Origin of the sequence: Devosia salina, assembly GCF_019504385.1 — a bacterium.
GTDB classification, from domain to species: Bacteria; Pseudomonadota; Alphaproteobacteria; order Rhizobiales; family Devosiaceae; genus Devosia; species Devosia salina.
Window position 1 is genome coordinate 2,319,049 of sequence record NZ_CP080590.1, and the last position, 19,557, is coordinate 2,338,605.

General features: G+C 63.7%; 25 protein-coding genes. 13 read left to right on the forward strand and 12 right to left on the reverse strand.

The features are described from left to right. The first annotated feature begins 100 nt into the window (after positions 1 to 100). The 8 genes from K1X15_RS11230 to K1X15_RS11265 all read left to right on the forward strand — a co-directional run bounded on the left by K1X15_RS11230 (position 101) and on the right by K1X15_RS11265 (position 5,678). The gene (locus tag K1X15_RS11230; protein ID WP_220303692.1) at positions 101 to 697 is read left to right on the forward strand and encodes a hypothetical protein; all 597 of its coding nucleotides are present in this window, start codon (positions 101 to 103) and stop codon (positions 695 to 697) included. A gap of 93 nt (positions 698 to 790) precedes the next feature. After that, positions 791 to 1,024, forward strand: coding sequence for a BolA family protein (locus tag K1X15_RS11235; protein ID WP_220303693.1), 234 nt, complete (start codon positions 791 to 793; stop codon positions 1,022 to 1,024). Positions 1,025 to 1,028: 4 nt separating this feature from the next. After that, positions 1,029 to 1,349: a DUF6665 family protein gene (locus K1X15_RS11240; RefSeq protein WP_240549470.1), complete on the forward strand. Its 321-nt coding sequence runs from the start codon at positions 1,029 to 1,031 to the stop codon at positions 1,347 to 1,349. After that, positions 1,346 to 1,735 (forward strand): HIT family protein, encoded by a 390-nt coding sequence (locus K1X15_RS11245; protein WP_220303694.1) that lies wholly within the window; start codon positions 1,346 to 1,348, stop codon positions 1,733 to 1,735. The genes K1X15_RS11240 and K1X15_RS11245 overlap by 4 nt, the downstream gene beginning before the upstream one ends. Then, complete coding sequence (locus K1X15_RS11250; RefSeq protein ID WP_220303695.1) at positions 1,732 to 2,358, forward strand: HAD-IA family hydrolase; 627 nt, start codon at positions 1,732 to 1,734, stop codon at positions 2,356 to 2,358. Before K1X15_RS11245 ends, K1X15_RS11250 begins: the two co-directional genes overlap by 4 nt. Positions 2,359 to 2,451: 93 nt before the next feature. After that, positions 2,452 to 2,787 (forward strand): Grx4 family monothiol glutaredoxin, encoded by a 336-nt coding sequence (gene grxD / locus K1X15_RS11255; protein WP_220303696.1) that lies wholly within the window; start codon positions 2,452 to 2,454, stop codon positions 2,785 to 2,787. Positions 2,788 to 3,094: 307 nt separating this feature from the next. Beyond that, positions 3,095 to 4,312: an MFS transporter gene (locus K1X15_RS11260; RefSeq protein ID WP_220303697.1), complete on the forward strand. Its 1,218-nt coding sequence runs from the start codon at positions 3,095 to 3,097 to the stop codon at positions 4,310 to 4,312. 109 nt (positions 4,313 to 4,421) lie between these two features. Continuing rightward, positions 4,422 to 5,678, forward strand: a complete 1,257-nt coding sequence (locus K1X15_RS11265) for a multidrug effflux MFS transporter (RefSeq protein ID WP_220303698.1) — start codon at positions 4,422 to 4,424, stop codon at positions 5,676 to 5,678. 68 nt (positions 5,679 to 5,746) lie between these two features. Here K1X15_RS11265 and K1X15_RS11270 read toward each other — a convergent pair whose 3' ends face one another. From K1X15_RS11270 to K1X15_RS11280, 3 genes are read right to left on the reverse strand one after another with little or no spacing between them, the layout of a single operon-like run. Continuing rightward, positions 5,747 to 6,376, reverse strand: a complete 630-nt coding sequence (locus K1X15_RS11270) for an ATP-dependent Clp protease proteolytic subunit (protein WP_220303699.1) — start codon at positions 6,374 to 6,376, stop codon at positions 5,747 to 5,749. 46 nt (positions 6,377 to 6,422) lie between these two features. Then, positions 6,423 to 6,764, reverse strand: a complete 342-nt coding sequence (locus K1X15_RS11275) for an SRPBCC family protein (RefSeq protein ID WP_220303700.1) — start codon at positions 6,762 to 6,764, stop codon at positions 6,423 to 6,425. After that, on the reverse strand, positions 6,761 to 7,075 hold the full coding sequence (locus K1X15_RS11280; RefSeq protein WP_220303701.1) for an ArsR/SmtB family transcription factor: 315 nt from the start codon (positions 7,073 to 7,075) through the stop codon (positions 6,761 to 6,763). The genes K1X15_RS11275 and K1X15_RS11280 overlap by 4 nt, the downstream gene beginning before the upstream one ends. A gap of 114 nt (positions 7,076 to 7,189) precedes the next feature. Here K1X15_RS11280 and K1X15_RS11285 point away from each other — a divergent pair, with 114 nt between their 5' ends. Continuing rightward, positions 7,190 to 8,389 carry a pyridoxal-phosphate-dependent aminotransferase family protein gene (locus tag K1X15_RS11285; protein WP_220303702.1) on the forward strand — a complete coding sequence of 400 codons (1,200 nt, stop codon included), beginning with the start codon at positions 7,190 to 7,192 and terminating at the stop codon, positions 8,387 to 8,389. Here the strand turns inward: K1X15_RS11285 and K1X15_RS11290 are convergent. From K1X15_RS11290 to ttcA, 3 genes are read right to left on the reverse strand one after another with little or no spacing between them, the layout of a single operon-like run. Then, the gene (locus K1X15_RS11290; RefSeq protein ID WP_220303703.1) at positions 8,376 to 8,666 is read right to left on the reverse strand and encodes a DUF4287 domain-containing protein; all 291 of its coding nucleotides are present in this window, start codon (positions 8,664 to 8,666) and stop codon (positions 8,376 to 8,378) included. The genes K1X15_RS11285 and K1X15_RS11290 overlap by 14 nt on opposite strands. Before the next feature lie 58 nt (positions 8,667 to 8,724). After that, positions 8,725 to 9,537 carry an inositol monophosphatase family protein gene (locus K1X15_RS11295; RefSeq protein ID WP_220303704.1) on the reverse strand — a complete coding sequence of 271 codons (813 nt, stop codon included), beginning with the start codon at positions 9,535 to 9,537 and terminating at the stop codon, positions 8,725 to 8,727. Positions 9,538 to 9,541: 4 nt separating this feature from the next. Continuing rightward, entirely contained in the window at positions 9,542 to 10,399 is an 858-nt protein-coding gene (gene ttcA / locus K1X15_RS11300; protein ID WP_220307517.1) for a tRNA 2-thiocytidine(32) synthetase TtcA, read from the reverse strand. A 246-nt stretch (positions 10,400 to 10,645) separates the two neighbouring features. On the opposite strand from ttcA, the gene K1X15_RS11305 reads away from it, so the two are divergent. Beyond that, the gene (locus tag K1X15_RS11305) at positions 10,646 to 12,049 is read left to right on the forward strand and encodes a putative transporter (RefSeq protein ID WP_220303705.1); all 1,404 of its coding nucleotides are present in this window, start codon (positions 10,646 to 10,648) and stop codon (positions 12,047 to 12,049) included. A gap of 287 nt (positions 12,050 to 12,336) precedes the next feature. On the opposite strand, the gene rpsD is transcribed toward K1X15_RS11305, so the two are convergent. The 6 genes from rpsD to K1X15_RS11335 all read right to left on the reverse strand — a co-directional run bounded on the left by rpsD (position 12,337) and on the right by K1X15_RS11335 (position 17,242). Then, positions 12,337 to 12,954, reverse strand: coding sequence for a 30S ribosomal protein S4 (gene rpsD / locus K1X15_RS11310; RefSeq protein ID WP_220303706.1), 618 nt, complete (start codon positions 12,952 to 12,954; stop codon positions 12,337 to 12,339). Between the two features lie 249 nt (positions 12,955 to 13,203). Beyond that, entirely contained in the window at positions 13,204 to 13,719 is a 516-nt protein-coding gene (locus K1X15_RS11315) for a c-type cytochrome (protein ID WP_240549471.1), read from the reverse strand. Positions 13,720 to 13,735: 16 nt separating this feature from the next. Beyond that, on the reverse strand, positions 13,736 to 14,974 hold the full coding sequence (locus K1X15_RS11320; RefSeq protein ID WP_220303707.1) for an MFS transporter: 1,239 nt from the start codon (positions 14,972 to 14,974) through the stop codon (positions 13,736 to 13,738). 106 nt (positions 14,975 to 15,080) lie between these two features. Beyond that, positions 15,081 to 15,893 (reverse strand): RNA methyltransferase, encoded by an 813-nt coding sequence (locus K1X15_RS11325; RefSeq protein ID WP_220303708.1) that lies wholly within the window; start codon positions 15,891 to 15,893, stop codon positions 15,081 to 15,083. Positions 15,894 to 15,951: 58 nt separating this feature from the next. Continuing rightward, entirely contained in the window at positions 15,952 to 16,548 is a 597-nt protein-coding gene (locus K1X15_RS11330) for a GNAT family N-acetyltransferase (RefSeq protein WP_220303709.1), read from the reverse strand. A 115-nt stretch (positions 16,549 to 16,663) separates the two neighbouring features. After that, positions 16,664 to 17,242: a GNAT family N-acetyltransferase gene (locus K1X15_RS11335; protein ID WP_220303710.1), complete on the reverse strand. Its 579-nt coding sequence runs from the start codon at positions 17,240 to 17,242 to the stop codon at positions 16,664 to 16,666. Positions 17,243 to 17,334: 92 nt separating this feature from the next. On the opposite strand from K1X15_RS11335, the gene K1X15_RS11340 reads away from it, so the two are divergent. From K1X15_RS11340 to K1X15_RS11350, 3 genes are all read left to right on the forward strand, one after another. After that, positions 17,335 to 17,778: a GFA family protein gene (locus tag K1X15_RS11340; RefSeq protein ID WP_220303711.1), complete on the forward strand. Its 444-nt coding sequence runs from the start codon at positions 17,335 to 17,337 to the stop codon at positions 17,776 to 17,778. Beyond that, positions 17,775 to 18,107, forward strand: a complete 333-nt coding sequence (locus tag K1X15_RS11345) for a TfoX/Sxy family protein (protein WP_220303712.1) — start codon at positions 17,775 to 17,777, stop codon at positions 18,105 to 18,107. The genes K1X15_RS11340 and K1X15_RS11345 overlap by 4 nt, the downstream gene beginning before the upstream one ends. 120 nt (positions 18,108 to 18,227) lie before the next feature. Beyond that, positions 18,228 to 19,439 carry an NADP-dependent isocitrate dehydrogenase gene (locus K1X15_RS11350; RefSeq protein WP_220303713.1) on the forward strand — a complete coding sequence of 404 codons (1,212 nt, stop codon included), beginning with the start codon at positions 18,228 to 18,230 and terminating at the stop codon, positions 19,437 to 19,439. Positions 19,440 to 19,557: the final 118 nt, after the last annotated feature.

Genomic DNA, 19,557 nt, shown 5'->3' on the forward strand with positions numbered 1-19,557 from the left:
CCGCTTCATAACCATGGGCAAGCCTCCGCCTTGCCTTATGATCGCCGTTGTTTGGGTCGCTTTGCTCTCCTCGGTACTATGCGTCTTGCAGGAGAAGATGATGAAGCAGATTTCGGTGGTGGCCCTTGCCACCCTTGGCCTTGTTCTCTCCCCGACGCTGGCGGCCGCCCAGAGTGTCAACATCACCCGCTCGATATTGCCGACGCTGCCCTACACGCTGATCTTTCCCGAGCCCATGGTGGCGTCCGGCGGGGGCGAAGACCCGGTCACCATCAATCACCCGGCAGCCCCGCTACAATGCGACATGCGCGTGGTGCCGGCGGAAGACACCGGCTGGACCGCCGAGGGGGCGCTGGGTGCCCTCGACGATGGCGCGGTGGCGGCCTCCTGGTCTGACATCATGCCGGGCTTTGCGATGGGCAGCAAAGGCACCACGCCTTACCAGGACGCAACCGCGCTGATCTATGACGGCAATAGCCCCGAGTCGAGCATGGGCATGCCGCTGACCGTGGTGCACACCGAAACCGTCGCCAATGGCCGCGGCTATACGCTGGACTGCTATTACGCCACCGACCAGGCAGAACAGGCCCGGCCGATAGTCGATTTCATCATCGCCAACTTCGCCACCCGATCCGATGCCGAATGCTGCATCGGGGTCGAAGTCGTCCCCGAGGACGAGGCGCCAGCCGCACAGTAGGGGACCGGTTGAAGCGTCCTCTTCCGCATGCCATATCAAGAAGATCGGCCGGGCAGTGCCCGCGCCGCTCTATTGACCAGCGGGAGACAGAACATGGCCATGGACGCAAGTGAGATCGAGCGCCGTATCAAGGCCGCGCTGCCCGATGCCCAGATAGAAATCCGCGACCTGGCGGGCGACGGCGACCACTATGCCGCCACCGTGATTTCCGAGGCCTTCCGCGGCAAGAGCCGGGTGCAGCAGCACCAATTGGTCTATTCGGCCCTGCAGGGCGACATGGGCGGCGCGCTGCATGCGCTGGCCCTCCAGACCAGCGTGCCGGAATAATCGCGTGTCGGGCCTGCGGGACTCGCTCGACCTGATCCGCATGGTGCGGCCCGAGGCCGGCACCGCCGCCATCGATCATGAAATCCAGGCCGAGCGCGCCTCCTCACTCAGCGCGGCCGAGCGCCGGGTGATCAAGGCCATAGCCGGACTGGAAAGCGGGAATGACCGCGAGACCTGGCTGGCCGAGGCAAGGCAGGCCGTCTGGGCCTATTTCGTGCAACGCGAGCTGATCGGTTTCCGCCGGCACACCGAAGTCATCCGTGACCTGCGCATCCCGCCCGACGTGCTAAACGGACTCGGCGCCATGCCGGCGCGTGCCAGATGAGCGCTGCGCCCTGCCGGTTCTGCATGGACAACGGCCTGCTCGCGGATGCGCCGGTCTTCGAAACCGGCCAGTTCTACGTGCTGATGAGCCATGATCCCGCCCTGCCCCACGCGGCCATGGTCATTCCTCGCCGGCACAGCACCTCACCCTTCGAAATGACGGCCACCGAATGGGCCGACCTGCCTTCCGCATTGGATGGGGCGCGGCAGGCGCTTGCACCAAGGCGGCCCGACGGCTTCACGCTCGGTTGGAATGTGGGTGAAGTGGCCGGCCAGACCGTCAGCCACACCCATCTTCATGTGATCGCCCGGTTCCGTGGTGAGCCCATGGAGGGCAAGGGCATCCGCCACCCGCTGAAGACGACCGCCCCGGGAACGACACCATGACCCGTGCGGTGATCTTCGATGTCGATGGGGTGCTGATCAATGGCTACCATTCGAACCCCGAACGCGTCGTACCTTGGGACAAGAACCTGCTGGCGGACACAGGGGTCGATCCCGATCGCCTGAGACAGGAGTTCACCTTCGACATCTTTCTCAAGAAGGTGATTGTGGGCGAAATGGCCTTCATCGATGCGCTGGAGCGGCGTCTGCCGTCTCTCGGCTACAAGGGCAGTCCCATGGCCTTTGCGCGATACTGGCTTGAGAAGGACTCCAACCTCAATCACCCCGTGCTCGAGGTGGTTCGAAAACTGCGGGCCAGCGGCGATGCCCGTCTCTATGTCGCTACCAACCAGGAACATCTCAGGGCACACTGGCTCTGGTCGGTGCTCGGCCTGGGCGATCTGTTCGACGACATCTTCTATTCGGCGCGGATCGGCGTCCGCAAACCCGACCCGAAATTCTACCGGTTCGTCGACGACCGGATCGGGACCGGTCAGGAACCTCCTCTGTTCTTCGACGACTCCGAACCCGTCGTTGCAGGCGCCCGCCAAGCCGGATGGGAGGCTATCGAATTCGACACCGTCGATGACCTCATCGATCACCCCTGGGTGAAGGCCCGGCTGTAGCAATCGTGCCGCACTCGACAGCGCCCGGCTCCTATCCTATTTAAGGGCGCATTCAGCCGGCCCTTGAACCCGGACTTTCGAAAGGCTCCGCCCATGACCGATATCAACGCCTTTATCGACGACAAGGTGAAGAACAACGACGTGTTCCTCTTCATGAAGGGCTCGCCGGATTTCCCGCAATGCGGTTTTTCCGGCCAGGTCGTCCAGATCCTGAACTATCTCGGCGTCGACTATTCCAGCGCCAATGTGCTCGAGAGCGACGAACTGCGCGAAGGCATCAAGGCCTATACCAATTGGCCGACCATCCCCCAGCTCTACGTCAAGGGCGAGTTTGTCGGCGGCGCCGATATCGTGCGCGAGATGTTCCAGTCGGGCGAATTGCAGACGCATCTGCAGCAGGCCGGCGTGACGGTCAAGCAGAGCGCCTGATCGCGCGCTGACACGGAATCAATTTCGGAAGGCCCAGTCATAACCGACTGGGCCTTTTTCTTTTTTGCCCCGCCCTCACCCCATCCCCCGCGCCGCCCTCGGACTTGATCCGAGGGCCGTTCTAGGTAGATGCGGCTGTTGCGAGTAGTCCTCGGGTCAGGCCCGAGGACGGCATTGGTGTTACATTGGGGCACTTGGACCGACCGGCACCCATCACCAATTCTGATCGACGCCATAAGCTATTATCGCTTTGCGTGATGACCCGCCGGGCGTAGATTGTGCACCCAATCCTCCCGGGACTCCCGCCATGACTGTCACTGCCGCACGCCCTGTCGTTCCCCTGCCGCTCGTCATCATCGCGGGCTGCATCATCGCCGCCATCGGGTTCGGCACCCGTGGTTCGTTCGGGCTGTTCACCCTGCCGGTCACCGCCGATCTGGGGCTCAGCCGCGAGCAATGGGGCATGGCCATGGCCATCCAGAACCTGGTCTGGGGCATTGCCCAGCCCTTTGCCGGCGGCATGGCCGATCGCTATGGCTCGGGCCGCGTGCTGGCCGTGGGTGGCGTGATCTATGCGCTCGGCGTTCTGGGCATGGCCTTCTCCCCCGATACACTGACCATGACGCTGACGGCCGGCGTCGTGACCGGCGTGGGCATTGCCATTGCCTCGTTCGGCGTCGTCATGGCGGCTTTCGGGCGCGTCGTGCCGGCCGAAAAGCGCAGCTTTGTCTTCGGTATCGCCACGGCAGCCTCCTCGGCCGGCCAGTTCATCTTCGCCCCGCTCGGCCAGGGCTTCATCTCCGCCTTCGGCTGGCAGATGGCGCTCGTCTATATCGCCGTGCTGCTGCTGCTGATCATTCCCCTGTCGGCAGCCCTGCGCGGGCGCACCGAGTCGGTGCCCGGCCAGGCCGACCTGCCCTTCATGCAGGCGCTGTCCCGCGCCTGGGGCTTCGGGTCCTATCGCCTGCTGGTGATCGGCTTCTTCGTCTGCGGCTTCCACCTGGCCTTCATCAACGTGCACATGCCCGCCTATCTCGTGCAGTGCGGCCTGTCGCCTGAAGTGGGCAGCTGGACCATTGCGGTCATTGGCCTGTTCAACATTGTCGGCTCGCTCCTCTCCGGCTGGCTCGGCAGCCGCCTGCCCAAGCAGATGCTGCTGGCGTCGATCTACTTCCTGCGCGCCATCGCCATCGCCGCTTTCCTGCTGGTGCCCGTGAGCGAGGTGACGGCCTATGCCTTCGCCGCCGTGATGGGGCTGCTGTGGCTCTCGACAGTGCCGCTGACGGCGGGGCTGGTGACCCTGTTCTTCGGCCCGCGCTATATGGGCATGCTCTATGGCATCGCCTTTCTGAGCCACCAGGTCGGCTCGTTTGTCGGCGTGTGGCTGGGCGGCTATGTCTATGACCTGACCGGTGCCTATGACCTGGTCTGGTATCTCGGCATCCTGCTCGGCCTGGCCTCGGCCGCCGTTCACATCCCCATCAACGAGCGCAGCGACGCCAATTTCGCGCTCAAGCTGGCCTGACCCGTCCATCGGCTATTGCCGATTGACGGGTTGCCAAACGAAAGCAACAGGTTCATGGTCCGGCCAATTCCTTCGGCCGGACTCCTTTCGGCTTTGACGAGTTTCACACATGTCCGATCATTTTACGCGGGTCCTCTCCCGTCCTGAATTCATTGCCCTCATGGCCGCGCTCATGGCGCTCAATGCGCTGGCCATCGACGTGATGCTGCCTGCCCTGCCCTATATGGGTGAAGCGCTCAATGTCGCGAACGAGAACGAGCGCCAGTTCGTGATCAGCGCCTACATGATCGGCATGGGCGTGGCCCAGCTGGCCTTCGGCCCGCTGACCGACCGCTTCGGCCGCCGCGCGCCGCTGCTGGCCGGCATCGGGCTCTATATTATCGCCGTGATCACGGCTGCCTTTGCGCCCAGCTTCACCATGTTGCTGGTGCTGCGCTTCGTGCAGGGCCTGGGCGCCGCCAGCGTGCGCGTCATCACCACCGCCGTTGTGCGCGACCGGTATTCGGGCCGCGAGATGGCCGAGGTCATGTCGCTGGTCTTCATGGTGTTCATGGCCATTCCCGTCCTGGCGCCCAGCATCGGGCAGATCCTGCTGCTGACCGGACCCTGGCAGGCCATCTTCATCTTCATGGGCTCGCTCGCCCTCGCCTTCTGGCTCTGGACCTTCTTCCGCCTGCCCGAAACCCTGCCGCTCGACCGGCGCCGCCCCCTGAGCCTCAAGGGCGTTGTCGAAGGCTTCCGCATCGTCTTCACCAACCGCGTCGCCATCTCCTATGGCCTCGCCGGCACCTTCCTGTTCGGGGCGCTGTTCGGCTTCATCAGCTCGTCCCAGCAGATCTATGTCGATATCTACGGGTTGGGCGTCTATTTCCCGGTGGCCTTTGCCGCCATGGCCGGGCTGATGGCGGTGTCGTCCTTCACCAATTCCCGGGTCGTGCGGCGCCTGGGTATGCGGCGCCTGTCGCACGGGGCCATGCTGACCTTCACCGGCGTGTCGGGCATCTGGCTGGCCTTTGCGCTTTCCGGCTTCCTGCCGCTCTGGCTGTTCTTCGGCCTTCTGTGCATCATCATGTTCTCCTTCGGCTGGTCCGCCTCGAACATGAATTCGCTATCGATGGAGCCGCTGGGCGCGGTCGCCGGCACGGCTGCCTCGGTCTTCGGCTTCATCCAGACAGTGGGCGGTGCGCTGATCGGGGGCTATATCGGCCAGCTCTTCAACGGCACCACCATACCGGCCGCCGCGGGCTATTTCTCCATGGGCGCGATAGCCCTGGTGTTCATCCTGATTGCCGAAAAGGGCCGCCTGTTCGGCGTCGGCGAACAATATGCCGGGCCCAAGGGCGAACCGGTGATGGAGGCGCATTAGCGTCTGCGTCGATCCTGTGATCGCGACCACGCGGCCCGGCCGCGTGGTCCGTCGTTTGGGATGACCAGCTAGGCCTCGCCATCGGTCGCGGGCAGCTCGAATTGGGAGCGATCGGCATAGATATGGTCGATGAGGCCCCAGGCCCTGGCCTCTTCGGGAGCCATGAAGCGATCGCGCTCCAGCGCAGTCTCGACCTCCTCATAGCTCCGGCCGCAATGCTTTGCGTAGATTTCATTGGTGCGGCGCTTGAGCCGGAGGCTCTCCTCGGCATGGATCATGATATCCGTCACCTGGCCCTGGAACCCGCCTGAGGGCTGGTGCAGCATGATCGAGGCACTGGGCAGGACGGCGCGCTGCCCGGCCTCGCCGGCCGCCAGGATCAGTGTCGCCGCCGAAGCTGCCATGCCCATGCACAGCGTCCCGACGGGCGCGCGGATGAACTGCATCGTGTCATACATGGCCAGCGCCGATGTCACCACGCCGCCGGGCGAGTTGATATAGAGATAGATCGGCTTTTTGGGATTCTCGGCCTCGAGGAACAGCAATTGCGCGCTGACCAGCGAGGCCATGTTGTCTTCGATCTGGCCGTTGACGAAGATGATCCGCTCGCGCAACAGCCGCGAATAGATATCGAAGGCGCGTTCGCCCCGGCTGGAATTTTCAACGACCATGGGGACGAGTTGCATCATATCGCGCATCGGCGACCTCCTTGGGCTCTGTCGGTGTGGGCTTGTGACGAAGCGGTCAGGCGGCGCGCATCAGCGTCGCAGGACCCGGTTCATTGGTGTTGGCTGCCACCGGAGCGGCGGCCGACCGGTGCGTCAGGCGAAACCAGGTGCCACCGTCCGCCTGTCGCGTGAGTTCGAAGGTGACGAAGCTTTCTTCTGGCCCCGCCGCGCCGGGAACCGCTTCGCGCCAGCGATAGGTGAGGGAGCGGTTCTCATCCGACGCCACACGGTCGATCTCGGTATTGGCGGGCCGATCGAGCCAACGCTCGAGATATTCGGGCACGGTCAGCGCCCGCCAGACCTTTTCGGGCGGGGCGTCCAGAGCCGTCTCGAACACGATTTCGTCCTCGTCGCTCATTGATCCATCTCCCTCAGAACGTCCTTCAAGTTCTCTATGCGGCCCGGCCAGAAGGCCTTGTAGCGCGCCAGCCAGCCATGCAGCGGCGCGAAACCCTCCGGGTCGACCCGGTAATGCGCATAGCGCCCGGCGCGACGCTCGGTGACCAGCCCCGCCCCGCGCAACACCGCCAGATGCTGGCTCATCGCCGGCTGCGTGATGGCAAAGCCTTCCCGCAGGTCAGTGGCCGTCATCTCGCCGGCGGCCAGCCGCTCGAGAATGGCGCGGCGCGTGGGGTCGGACAGGACCTTGAAGATTTCTGTTTCGCTCATGACCAACACATAAGCACAGACTTATGAGTCGTGGCAAGCCGCCATGCACACGCCCCGCTTGCCAGAGCCAACCGGCCGGATAGTCTTACCCGGTCCCGCCTTCCTGGATTCTCCATGTCCTTCACCGCCGGTCGTACCTATCTCGCCATTCCGGGCCCCTCGGTCATTCCCGACCGGGTGCTCAACGCCATGCATCGCGCCTCGCCCAATATCTATGAGGGCGACATCATCGAGATCACCCACACCGTCTTCGCCGGGCTCAAGCGGCTGGCGGGCACGCGGCACCATGCCGCCATCTACATCGCCAACGGCCATGGCGGCTGGGAGGCGGCGCTGACCAACATGTTCTCGCGCGGCGACAAGGCGCTGGCCATCGCCAGTGGCGTCTTCGGCATGGGTTGGGCGAACGCGGCAGCACGGATGGGCGTGGACGTGCAATTGCTCGACTTCGGCCGTCGGCCCGCCGATCCGGTCCGGATCGCAGAGGCCCTAAGGGCGGACAAGGACCGGCGGATCAAATATGTCATGGTCACCCATGTCGATACGGCCTCCAGCACTCGCAACGACCTGGCCGCCATCCGCAATGCCATCGACGCGGCGGACCACCCCGCGCTGCTGGCAGTCGACGCCATTGCCTCGCTGGGTTGCGACGAGCTGCGCATGGACGACTGGGGCATCGACGTGCTGATCGGGGCCAGCCAGAAGGGCATGATGCTGCCGCCGGGGCTGGCCCTGCTCTGGTTCTCCGACAAGGCGCTTGCGGCCGCGCAACAAGCCGACCTGGCGACGCCCTATTGGAGCATCACCCCGCGCGTCCATGCCGAAGCCTATTGGCAGTATTTCGGCGGCACGCCACCGACCCAGCATCTCTACGGGTTGCACGAAGCGCTCAAGATGCTTCTCGACGAGGAAGGCCTGGAGGCCGCGTGGGCACGACACAAGCGGCTGGCCGGTGCCATCTGGGCGGCCTTTGCCAGTTGGGGCGCGGACGGCTCGGGGATCGGGCTGAACGTGGCCGAGCCGGAGGCACGCGGCCATTCCGTCACCGCCGCCACCATTCCCAATGGCGGCGCCGGCCGCCTGCGGCATTGGCTCGAGACCGAAGCCGGGGTGACGCTGGGCATCGGCCTTGGCATGGCGCTGCCGCAGGAACCGGCCTATGGCGATTATCTGCGCATCGGCCATATGGGTCACGTCAACGCCCATATGGTCATGGGTGTGCTCGGCACCATGGAGGCAGGGCTGTGCGCGCTGGGCATCCCCCACGGATCAGGCGCGATCGAGGCAGCAGCGCGGGCCCTCAGCGCGGCCTAGTTGCCGCGCCGTCGAGCCAGAGCATATTGCTCTCATCCCGGTGCACACCGGCGGTGCCGACATGTTTCAGGTCGATCTCGGGGCCGCGTTTGATGACATGCACCAGCGCCATGCCGTGCCCGCGGCCCAGGGCATAATCCGCCTTGAGCCAATCCAGGATCTGGCCGGCCTTGACCTTGGGATCATCGAAACCTCTCGACTTCGCTTCTTCGACGATCTGGCGCGGCGTCTTGCCGGTCTTGGTTTCGACGGCGTCGAGATAGGCCTGAAAGGACATATGGTTCTCCTGTGGTCACTGCCAATGTGACGAACCAGCATCGCGCCCTTCGACAATCCTAGACCGCAAAAACCTCGCGGCGCAGCGCGTTCCAGCTCTCCTCGTCCGAGGCCACCAGCAGGCCACCATCCAGATCGGTGTGGCGATAGGGCGAGCCATCGAACTTGGCCACATGCGCGCCCGCCTCACGCATGATCAGCGCACCGGCCACATGGTCCCAGGGCATCAGCTTGGCATACATCATGAAATGCACATTGCCGCCGGCCGCATAGCGATATTCGTGCCCGGCACAGCGATAGTTCGCGGTCATCTTGACCTGGCTCAGATTGCCCATGACGGCGCGGCGCTGTTCCGGCGGGAGAAAGGCCGTGGAGGCAAGGCCCCCCATTTCTGCCAGCGGCACTGCCGCAGCAAAGGTCTGCCGCAGCGTGCGGCCATCGGGAAAGACCTGCCAGGCGCCGCAGCCGCGTTCGGCCATCACGACGTCGTCGCCCACCGGATCATAGATCACGCCGGCAACCGTCTCGCCATTTTGAACCACCGATGCCATGACCGCAAAGAGCGGCAGCCCGCCGGCAAAATTGGCAGTGCCATCAACGGGATCGACGTAGATCACGATTCGATCCTCGAAATTGGTATCGAGCAATTTCGGATTGGCCGAAACCGCTTCCTCGCCGATGACGATGGCATCGGGGCGATGCGCATTGATGGCGGCGGTGATGACCCGCTCGGCGCCGACATCGGCCTCGGTGACGAGGTCAAATGCGCCGGTCTTGGTCTTGATCGTGCCTTCGTCCAGCCGCCGGAAGCGCGGCATGATCTCCTCCTGCGCAGCCTGTTTCAGGATGGCGGCGAGGCGGTCGATATTCATGGCGTCAGGCGTCCTTTGGCTTGAAGGAAAGGCCCGCGAAATCAAACAGGCGCGGGTCGAGCATATGGCTGGGATTGATATTGCCCAGCGCGCGGATCATCACATCCTTGCGCCCTGGCATGGCGCGTTCCATGTCGGTCAGCATGGCCTTGGTGACATTGCGCTGCAACCCGTCCTGCGAACCACAGAGGTCGCAAGGGATAATGGGAAACTGCATTGCATCGGAAAAGCGCTGCAGGTCTTCTTCGGCGCAATAGATGAGGGGGCGCAGCACTTCGAGATCGCCCTCGTCATTGACCAGCTTGGGCGGCATGGCCGCGAGCTTGCCGCCATGGAAGAGGTTCATGAAGAACGTTTCAAGGCTATCGTCCCGATGGTGGCCGAGCACCAGCGCCGTGCACCCCTCCTCCCGCGCGATGCGGTAGAGATTGCCACGCCTGAGCCGCGAGCAGAGCGAGCAATAGGTCGCGCCGGCCGGAAGCTTGTCGGTGACGATGGAATAGGTGTCCTGGTATTCGATGCGGTGTTCGATGCCGAGCCCGGTCAGGAATTCGGGCAGGATATGCTTGGGAAAGTTCGGCTGCCCCTGATCGAGATTGCAGGCCAGCAGTTCGACCGGCAGCAGGCCGCGCCACTTCAAATCCAGCAGCAGCGCCAAGAGGCCATAACTGTCCTTGCCGCCGGACAGGGCGATCAGCCATTTCTCCCCCGGCCGCACCATGCCGAACTTGTCCAGCGCCTCGCGGGTATTGCGGATCAGGCGCTTGCGCAGCTTGTTGAACTCCACCGAGCGCGGCGCATGGGCATAGATCGGGTGGGCACCGGTGTCGGCGTCGTCGTCCGCCTTGGCGGGGGCTTCCATCACCGAGGTCATGGCGAAACTCTCTTTGGAACGTTTGCGTAGCTGATACCGTCCCCGTGGCCGGATGGGAAGGCCGGTGCCACTTTCTTGTTTGGGATCGGGCTCGACTGCAGCGCCTGCGGACGGAACGCAAGAACGCCCGGGGGACAACGGCAGAACCTTACCAAAGCTTAACTTCCCGTCCTTGTTTTAAGCCGTTTGCCACAGTTAGATGACACCACCCTTTCGACACCCTGGAGTCTCCCGGTGTTCCGCTCCTTCTTCCCCGATCCGAAAATCTTCTTCTCCTCGGCCGTCCTGTGGATGTTGCTGACCACGCTGATCTTTCAGCTGGCCGGAGAACCCGTGCGCGGCGTGATCAGTATCGATCGCTTCCTGGCCCCGGCGATCTGCTCGCCCGACCAGGTGCCCATGGCCGAAACACCAGTCGCGCCTGATCCCAACGCCCTGCCTGCCCCCGAAGGCGGCCCACAGGCAACGGACCCGACGGCACCGGCGCCAGCAACCGAACAGGCAGCCATTCCCGAGGCGGCGGCCGTTGCCGCCAACTGTGTCACCGAGGACACCAATTTTCTCAATGGATCGCGCATCTGGGAATACTGGTACATCCTGCTCTGCACGGCGGCCTTCTGTGCCTTCTGGTATTTCTACAAGCGCAACGAATGGTACTGGTGGAGCGTGGTCGGAAGCTCGGTGCTGTTCCTGGCGACCTATAGCCAGGTCCAGCTCAGCGCCTTCATCAACGACTGGCAAGGCGGCTTCTTCAACGTGTTGCAGGGCGCCCTGAGCAATCCGGGCTCGGTCGCGCCGGAGACCTACTGGCCCTATGTGATCACCCTGATGGCGGTGCTGCTGCCCAATATCATCTTCCTGGTCATGCTGGCCTTTTTCAACTCGCACTACGTGTTCCGCTGGCGCAAGGCGATGACCTCCTACTACATGGAGTATTGGCGCAAGGTCCGCACCGTGGAAGGCTCAGCGCAACGCGTCCAGGAAGACACCATGCGCTTCGCCTCCATCGTCGAAGACCTTGGCACGAGCTTCCTGGACTCGCTCCTGACGCTGGTGGTGTTCCTGCCCATCCTGTGGGGCCTGTCGCAGCACATCACCGAATTGCCGGTGTTTGGCGACGTCCCCGGTGGACTGGTGTGGGTCGCGCTGGTCGTTGCCGCCTTTGGCACGGGGCTGCTGTGGATCGTGGGCATTCGCCTGCCTGGCCTCAATTTCGAAAACCAGAAGGTGGAAGCGGCCCTGCGCAAGGAGCTGGTCTATGGCGAGGACAATGAGGAGCGCGCCGCGCCCCCCAGTTTCCGCGAGCTCTTCGCCAACGTGCAGCGCAACTACTTCCGGCTGTACTTCCACTACACCTACTTCAACCTGGCGCGGTACGCCTACCTTCAGGTGGCCGGCTATGTGCCACTCCTGACCCTGTCACCCTCGATCCTGGCCGGCACGATCACCCTGGGCATCTATCAGCAGGTCCAGCAGGCCTTCGGCCAGGTGGCCAGCTCGTTCCAGTTCTTTGCCCGGGCCTGGACCACCATCGTGGAACTGCAGTCGATCTATATGCGCCTCAAGCGCTTCGAGAGCTTCATTCCCAAGGACCAGATGCCCATCAAGGAGGAGCTTGGCGAAGAAGCGACCATCTAGGTCCCTCGAAACGAAACAGGCCACCCTTCGGGGCGGCCTGTTTGTTGGTGTTGGTGGGAGCCGCCCATCACACCTGCCCGTCCGTGGCCCGCCCCGAGCACCAGCCCAAACGAACGCCAATTGCTGGAGCGACCTGCGACAACGTCCGAGGCCGGAACCGCGCTTGCAGGGACAACAGAGCGTGCTTGGACCCGAGGCGGTGTCCGTATGGGCAACCTTCGACCCGGCAAAAAAAGGGCCGCTCCCAAGGAGCGGCCCTTTCCAATTCGGTAGCTTCGTCGTCGCGATTAACGCGAGTAGAATTCGACGACCAGGTTCGGTTCCATCTGGACCGGATAGGGCACGTCCGACAGGGTCGGGACGCGGGCATAGGTCGCGGTCATCTTGTTGTGGTCGACTTCCACATAGTCCGGAACGTCACGCTCGGCGAGCTGAACGGCCTCGAGAACGACGGTGAGCTGCTTGGAGCGCTCACGGATCTCGACCTTGTCGCCGACCTTGACCTGGTAGGACGGAATGTTGACGCGCTTGCCGTTGACCAGGATGTGGCCGTGGCTGACGAACTGACGGGCAGCGAACACGGTCGGCACGAACTTGGCGCGGTAGACGATGGCGTCCAGGCGCGACTCGAGCAGGCCGATCAGGTTTTCGCCGGTATCGCCCTTGCGACGGTTGGCTTCGTCATAGAGACGACGGAAGCCCTTCTCGGTGATCGAGCCGTAATAGCCCTTGAGCTTCTGCTTGGCGCGCAGCTGCAGACCATAGTCCGACAGCTTGCCCTTGCGGCGCTGGCCGTGCTGGCCGGGGCCATAGGCACGAGCGTTGAGCGGGGACTTCGGACGGCCCCAGATGTTTTCGCCAAGGCGGCGGTCAATCTTGTACTTTACGGAATGACGCTTCGACATCGCGTATCCTTTTCATAAGCTTGGCCCCGAACGGTCGCAGACCCTTCGTTGGAAAAGGCCATGCGTCCCAGGGACCGGTTGAATGGATCGCGCCCTCCTCTGCCCTGGCTTTCACCAGGACCGACAGACTCCCTTTAGAGAATCCCGGGTGCGCCTATGGGCCCGAAGGCCGGAATAGGTGGCCGCGTCTTAGAGGGCCGAGGCCGGGGAGTCAAGGACGAAGGGCACGCCGGGGCGCGCCCTTTGCCGCTATTGCTGGATAGACTCGATATAGTCCACCAGGGCGGTGATCCTGGCGCGCACCAGGAGTTCGGAGCCGAAAGGCCCGGCAGACTCACCGATCTCCTGCTTGAAGGTGTTTCCCCAGATCGGCATGGCGGATGTCCCATGGGCACGGATGGTTGTGCGACCATCCACGACCTGGAAGACATCGAGATAGGGAAACACGCCGTCATTATTGGCACGCAGCACCGTCAGATCGGGTGGCTTCACGGTCAGGATGTCAGCGAATTCGCCGCCGCCTTTTCCGTCCGATCCGTGACAGACGGCGCAGGCGGCCGTGTACGCATCGGAACCAATCCCGGTATCCTGGGCAATGGATGCACTCGCCATCATTCCCAGCATAACGCCAGCGATGGCCAGACTTGTTCGTCGCAATTGAGCCTCCTCGTCAATCACGCACCGATCCAGGGACCACGCGGCCCCGGTTGACGATGCCTGACGAGCTTGATGCGCGAGAGGGCTTGCCGTCTTGACGGCGGTCAAGTCGGCGGCACCAGGCTCAGGCCATGCGCTTGTCGATATGCCGCTGCTCGCGCAATTGCGGAAAGATGCGGCTCCAGATAACGGCCACGGCCATGGCGCCGAAACCGCCAATGACCACGGCAGGCACCGGCCCAAGCAGATGCGCCACCGTGCCGGCGCGGAACTCGCCCAGCTCGTTGGAGGCGCCGATGAAGACGGAATTGACCGCATTGACGCGCCCGCGCACCTCTTCGGGTGTCCAGAGCTGCATGATGGTCTCGCGGATGGAGACGCTGACCATGTCCGAGGCGCCGACCAGCGCCAGCGCCGGTATGGACACCCAGACAGTGGTCGAGAAGCCGAAGACGACAGTGAAGGCCCCGAACAGGCCCACGAACAGGAACAGGATTTTGCCCGCATGGTCGCGCACCGGGAAGCGGGTCAACCACAAGGCCATGACGATGGCGCCCATGCCCGGGGCGGCGCGCAGGAGGCCCAGCTCGGTCGGGCCGGCATGCAGGATATCCTTGGTATAGACCGGCAGCAGCGCCACGGCCCCGCCCATCAGCACGGCGAACATGTCGAGCGAAATGGCGCCCAGCACCACCTTGTTGGAAAAGATGTAGCGAAAGCCGCCGAACATGGTTTCAAGGCTCGTCGCCTGATGCGATTCCCGCCGGGCGGGACGCGGGATCAGGAGCACGGTCACGACGGCGCAGATCAGCAGCGCCGCCCCGGTGCCGAAGGCGAAACTGGGCGAGAGACCATAGAGCAGCCCGCCCGCGGCCGGACCCGTAATGGACGCGAACTGCCAGGCCGAGGCGTTGATGGTGATGGCGTTCGAGAGGGCTTCGGGGGGAACCAGGTTTGGCGCCAGTGATTGCGCGGCGGGGCCCCAGAAGGCCCGGGCGGTGCCCAGGACGACGAGAATGACGAAGATCGGCCAGACCTCATGCGCCTCGACATTGACAAGGGCCAGGAAACCCAGCGCACAGAGCAATTCGACGCTGAGACACACCGCCATGATGCCACGCCGGTTGAAGCGGTCGGCGGTGAGGCCCGTGACCAGGATCAGGAGCAGCGCCGGCAGGAACAGGCAGAGCCCCACCAGCCCCAGCAGGAAGGCATTGCCGGTGACATCATAGATCTGCCAGGCGATGGAGACCGACATGATCTGCACCGCAAAGCTGACCAATAGCGTGGTCAGCCAGAAAAAGCGGAAACCGATATAGGTGAAGGCGAGCTTGGAGGGCTCGGAAGGGGCGGGTGCACTCATGGTGCATCGCTCATCGCATTTCGGCGATGAAGGGTCAAAGGGGAAAGAGATGAACCTCTTCTGCCCGACGTGATTGCCGGGTGGAAGGTGATCTCAGAAGGCTGCGCTACTCCTCCGCCCCGGTGTCCTCGATCTTCTTCATCCGGTTGGGATTGGGCCGCTCGTGGCGGCGGTCGATGGAGGAGATCACCCCGCGAAGGGTGCGGATTTCCTGACTGGTGAAACGGCCGCGGGTGAGCGCGGTGCGCAGATTGTTGACCATGCTGGGACGCTTGTCCGGCGTGGTGAAGAACCCGGTCTGGTCGAGCACGCCTTCGAGATGCTCGAACAGGCCAACCAATTCGCTGCGCGGCGCGGCCTCCGCCAGATTGTCGCCAAAGGGCAATGCCCTTCCCGCCTCGCTGGTCCGGCGCCACTCATAGGACATCAGCAGCACCGCCTGGGCGATGTTGAGCGAGGCAAAGGCGGCCTCCACCGGCAGGGTGACGATGGCATCGGCCATGGCCACCTCGTCATTGAGCAGGCCCCACTTCTCACGACCGAACAGCAGGCCCGCCTTCTGCCCAGTGCCGATATGCGCGGCCATGGCTTGCGAGGCCTCTTCCGGCCCATAGACCTCTTTCTGCATATCGCGCGAACGGGCAGTGGTCGCATAGACCAGCGTCAGATCGCCCATGGCCTCTTCGAGGGTTTCGAAAACGCGGACACGCTCCAGCACATGGTCGGCGCGCGACGCAGAGGCGATGGCCTTTTCATTGGGCCAGCCGTCACGCGGGCGCACCAGGCGCAGGTCCCAAAGCCCGAAATTGGCCATGGCACGGGCGGCGGCGCCAATGTTCTCACCCAGCTGCGGCTCGCACAGGATAATGGCCGGAGTCGGTGCCAGGGTGATGGGAAGTGAGCTGTCGGTGCCTGCCATATGCCGTCAATCCGCTGAAACTGGCGGCGACATAGCCCAAATGCGGCGTTCGGGCAAATCAGGCGACGCGGTCACGCACGGGCAGGTGGTGTACCTTGGCGCTGGGGCGCCACTCCCGGTCGAGCACGGCAAAATGCAGCTCCTCGTCCCATTCCCCCTGGAACAGGGCGTGTTCGCGATAATGCGCCTCGAGCCGCATGCCGAGCTTCTGCATCAGCTTGATGGAATGATGGCTGCGCCCATCGCAGCGTACCATCAGCCGGTGGATGCGGAAATGATCGAAGGCAAGGTCGAACAGCGCGGTCAGTGCCTCGGTGAGATAGCCCTTGCCGCTCTCAGCGGGGTCGATGGCGAAACGGGCCTCGCCCTGCCCCGCGGTTGCGTCGGACCAGTTGAGGCTCACCTGCCCGACCAGCTGGTGGTCCCCCTTGCGCACCATGGCCAGGGTCAGCGTGTCGCCGGGCCGGTGCAGCTCAACCTGCTTGCGCATGATCGCGATGGCGGCAGCGACATCCTCGATATAGCGGGTGGGGCGCACCATGTAGCGCTGCACGGCGGGCAATATGTGGTAGCGGCCGACCGCCTCGATATCGCCACGTTCGAAGGGGCGCAGGAGCAGGCGGTCGGTTTCCACAGGCAGACGCAATGACGACATGATCCGGCTTCCTCCCAGCATCCCGAACGCACCAAGCCGGAAACGTGCCTGGCCGAGTCCGGTTCCTGCGGAACGGGAGAATATCTTGCCAATTTGACGGTGTGCTGACGGCCCCTCAGTCGGCGACGGAATGACGGAGCGAGAGCCATTCCTTGCGCAGGATGGCATAGTAGAATTCCTCGTCCCACCCGCCCTTGAACAGGGCGTGCTCGCGGAAATGCGCTTCGCGGCGCATGCCCAGGCGCTCCATCAGGCGCCAGGAGGGTTCGTTGCGTGCATCGCAGCGGGCAAAGATGCGATGCAGGTCGCCGCCGGTAAAGCCAAGGTCGAGCATGGCATTGGCGGCTTCGCTGGCATAACCCCGCCCCTGGAACGCCGGATGAAAAATCCACCCCATCTCGCCCTGGCGCGCGTCCACCGACCGCCAGATCAGCGACACCTCGCCCACCAGCTTCCCATCGTCCAGCGTTTCGACGGCCAGCACGATCCGATCTCCCTCCTCGGCAAAGCCGGTCTGGGCGGTGCGCTGCTGGATCGCCAGGGCGCATTCTTCGCGGCTGAGCGGCGGGTCGAAGAGATAGCGCGCCACATCCTCACGACCGCGATAGCCGAATACCGCATCGACATCCCCCCGGGTGAAGGGTCGCAGGCGCAGCCGGTCGGTCGTCAATGGAAAATCGGGATGCAGCGCCATGGTCCCTCCCCGGGCGCGGCACTGTCACCCTGCGAACGCCACTTGGCAAGCAGTGCTTGCGGCCCCGCGAGCCGCATGCCAGCCTGCCGCCCATGAGCACCCATGACCTGCCTGAACTCGATCTCGCGGCCAGCTGCGATTGCGGCGCGGTCACCCTCGCCATCAAGGGGCGCCCGGTCTCCATGTTCCAGTGCGCCTGCCAGAACTGCCAGAAGGCGTCGGGCAGCGGACACTCCTCCATCGTTCTGTTCCCAGTGGCTGCAACCAAAGTCACCGGAGCAACCAAAAGCTTCGTGCGGCCAGCTGATTCGGGGGCGAACTTCACCCGTCACTTCTGCCCCGAATGCGGCACCACCATCTTCGCCGAGTCGTCGCGTGCTCCAGCCTTCCGCATCGTTCCGGTGGGTCTTTTTGCCGGCCAGAACGACTGGTACGTGCCCAACCAGCTGATCTTTGCCCGCAGCCAGGCCGGCTGGGACCTGATCGACGACCACATCCCCCACCATTCCGCCTACCGACCGGAGACACACAGATGAGCATGGCGTCGGAGGAGCTGGCAAACCGCATCCGGGACCTGTTGCCCAATGCCGCCATCCGCGAGCAGAAGATGTTCGGTGGCATTGCCTTCATGCTCGAGGGCAACATGCTGGTGGGCCCGATGAAGGACGGCTCGTTGCTGGTGCGCGTGGGCAAGGAAGGGATGGACAAGGCCCTCGCCCTGCCCGGCGCCGGCATCATGACCATGGGCAGCAAGACCATGACGGGTTTCGTGGTGGTCTCTGGCGACGCGATCGAGGAGGATTTCGCGCTCGGCGAATGGATCGACCGCGCCCACGCCTTCGTAAAGTCGCTGCCGCCGAAATAGCTCCGCCCTATCCGGCAAGGCCCCTTGCCGAGCCCGTCTTTGCGCTTTGCGCTGGCGGTGCTATACGGGCGGCCGAACTCGGCCAAGGGCCCGAAACAGCATTTGCAAGGGAGCAATTCGATGAGCAAGATCAAAGTCGCCAACCCGGTCGTCGACCTCGACGGCGATGAGATGACCCGCATCATCTGGCAGGCGATCAAGGACAAGCTCATCCATCCCTATCTCGATCTGCCGATCGAATATTACGACCTCTCGGTCGAGAACCGCGACGCCACCAATGACCAGGTGACCGTGGACGCCGCCAATGCCATCAAGAAGCATGGCGTCGGCATCAAGTGCGCCACCATCACCCCCGACGAGCAGCGCGTCGAGGAATTCAAGCTCAAGAAGATGTGGAAGTCGCCCAACGGCACCATCCGCAACATCCTGGGCGGCGTGATCTTCCGCGAGCCCATCATCTGCAAGAACGTGCCGCGCCTGGTGCCGGGCTGGACCCAGCCGATCATCGTCGGCCGCCATGCCTTTGGCGATCAGTACCGCGCCACCGACTTCAAGTTCCCCGGCAAGGGCACGCTGACCATCAAGTTCACCGGCGAAGATGGCGAAGTCATCGAGCACGAAGTGTTCCAGGCCCCGGGCGCAGGCGTCGCCATGGCCATGTACAATCTCGACGACTCGATCCGCGATTTCGCCTATTCGAGCTTCAACTACGGCCTCGCCCGCGGCGTGCCGGTCTACCTCTCCACCAAAAACACCATCCTCAAGGCCTATGACGGGCGCTTCAAGGACATCTTCCAGGAAATCTACGACGCCGAGTTCAAGGACAAGTTCGAAGCCAAGAAGATCTGGTACGAGCACCGCCTGATCGACGACATGGTCGCCTCGGCGCTCAAGTGGTCCGGCGGCTATGTCTGGGCGTGCAAGAACTATGACGGCGACGTGCAGTCCGACATCGTGGCACAGGGCTTCGGCTCGCTGGGCCTGATGACCTCGGTTCTCGCCACGCCCGATGGCAAGATCGTGGAAGCCGAGGCCGCCCACGGCACTGTCACCCGCCACTACCGTCAGCACCAGCAGGGCAAGGAAACCTCGACCAATTCGACCGCGTCGATCTTCGCCTGGACCCGTGGCCTCGCCCACCGCGCCAAGCTCGACAACAATGCCGAACTGGCCAAGTTTGCCGAGACGCTGGAGAAGGTCACCGTCGACACCATCGAGGAAGGCAAGATGACCAAGGACCTGGCCCTGCTCGTCGGCCCGGACCAGCCCTGGCTGACCACGCTGGGCTTCCTCGATGCCATTGACCAGAACCTGCAGAAGGCCATGGCGTAAGCCAGCCGGCCTGCCAAAGACCAAGCCGGGGCATCTGCCCCGGCTTTTTTGTTGCCCTCTAGGTCACATCGATGTGCCTATCAAGGGTGGCGCCGTCAAATTCACCGCCCCGGCGGTG

Excerpts from the sequence above, each read along its gene's own strand:
- K1X15_RS11230 (WP_220303692.1), top strand. The coding sequence starts at position 101 with ATGAAGCAGATTTCGGTGGTGGCCCTTGCCACCCTTGGCCTTGTTCTC.
- K1X15_RS11235 (WP_220303693.1), top strand. The coding sequence starts at position 791 with ATGGCCATGGACGCAAGTGAGATCGAGCGCCGTATCAAGGCCGCGCTG.
- K1X15_RS11245 (WP_220303694.1), top strand. The coding sequence starts at position 1,346 with ATGAGCGCTGCGCCCTGCCGGTTCTGCATGGACAACGGCCTGCTCGCG.
- K1X15_RS11250 (WP_220303695.1), top strand. The coding sequence starts at position 1,732 with ATGACCCGTGCGGTGATCTTCGATGTCGATGGGGTGCTGATCAATGGC.
- grxD (WP_220303696.1), top strand. The coding sequence starts at position 2,452 with ATGACCGATATCAACGCCTTTATCGACGACAAGGTGAAGAACAACGAC.
- K1X15_RS11260 (WP_220303697.1), top strand. The coding sequence starts at position 3,095 with ATGACTGTCACTGCCGCACGCCCTGTCGTTCCCCTGCCGCTCGTCATC.
- K1X15_RS11265 (WP_220303698.1), top strand. The coding sequence starts at position 4,422 with ATGTCCGATCATTTTACGCGGGTCCTCTCCCGTCCTGAATTCATTGCC.
- K1X15_RS11270 (WP_220303699.1), bottom strand. The coding sequence starts at position 6,376 with ATGCGCGATATGATGCAACTCGTCCCCATGGTCGTTGAAAATTCCAGC.
- K1X15_RS11275 (WP_220303700.1), bottom strand. The coding sequence starts at position 6,764 with ATGAGCGACGAGGACGAAATCGTGTTCGAGACGGCTCTGGACGCCCCG.
- K1X15_RS11280 (WP_220303701.1), bottom strand. The coding sequence starts at position 7,075 with ATGAGCGAAACAGAAATCTTCAAGGTCCTGTCCGACCCCACGCGCCGC.
- K1X15_RS11285 (WP_220303702.1), top strand. The coding sequence starts at position 7,190 with ATGTCCTTCACCGCCGGTCGTACCTATCTCGCCATTCCGGGCCCCTCG.
- K1X15_RS11290 (WP_220303703.1), bottom strand. The coding sequence starts at position 8,666 with ATGTCCTTTCAGGCCTATCTCGACGCCGTCGAAACCAAGACCGGCAAG.
- K1X15_RS11295 (WP_220303704.1), bottom strand. The coding sequence starts at position 9,537 with ATGAATATCGACCGCCTCGCCGCCATCCTGAAACAGGCTGCGCAGGAG.
- ttcA (WP_220307517.1), bottom strand. The coding sequence starts at position 10,399 with ATGGAAGCCCCCGCCAAGGCGGACGACGACGCCGACACCGGTGCCCAC.
- rpsD (WP_220303706.1), bottom strand. The coding sequence starts at position 12,954 with ATGTCGAAGCGTCATTCCGTAAAGTACAAGATTGACCGCCGCCTTGGC.
- K1X15_RS11320 (WP_220303707.1), bottom strand. The coding sequence starts at position 14,974 with ATGAGTGCACCCGCCCCTTCCGAGCCCTCCAAGCTCGCCTTCACCTAT.
- K1X15_RS11325 (WP_220303708.1), bottom strand. The coding sequence starts at position 15,893 with ATGGCAGGCACCGACAGCTCACTTCCCATCACCCTGGCACCGACTCCG.
- K1X15_RS11330 (WP_220303709.1), bottom strand. The coding sequence starts at position 16,548 with ATGTCGTCATTGCGTCTGCCTGTGGAAACCGACCGCCTGCTCCTGCGC.
- K1X15_RS11335 (WP_220303710.1), bottom strand. The coding sequence starts at position 17,242 with ATGGCGCTGCATCCCGATTTTCCATTGACGACCGACCGGCTGCGCCTG.
- K1X15_RS11340 (WP_220303711.1), top strand. The coding sequence starts at position 17,335 with ATGAGCACCCATGACCTGCCTGAACTCGATCTCGCGGCCAGCTGCGAT.
- K1X15_RS11345 (WP_220303712.1), top strand. The coding sequence starts at position 17,775 with ATGAGCATGGCGTCGGAGGAGCTGGCAAACCGCATCCGGGACCTGTTG.
- K1X15_RS11350 (WP_220303713.1), top strand. The coding sequence starts at position 18,228 with ATGAGCAAGATCAAAGTCGCCAACCCGGTCGTCGACCTCGACGGCGAT.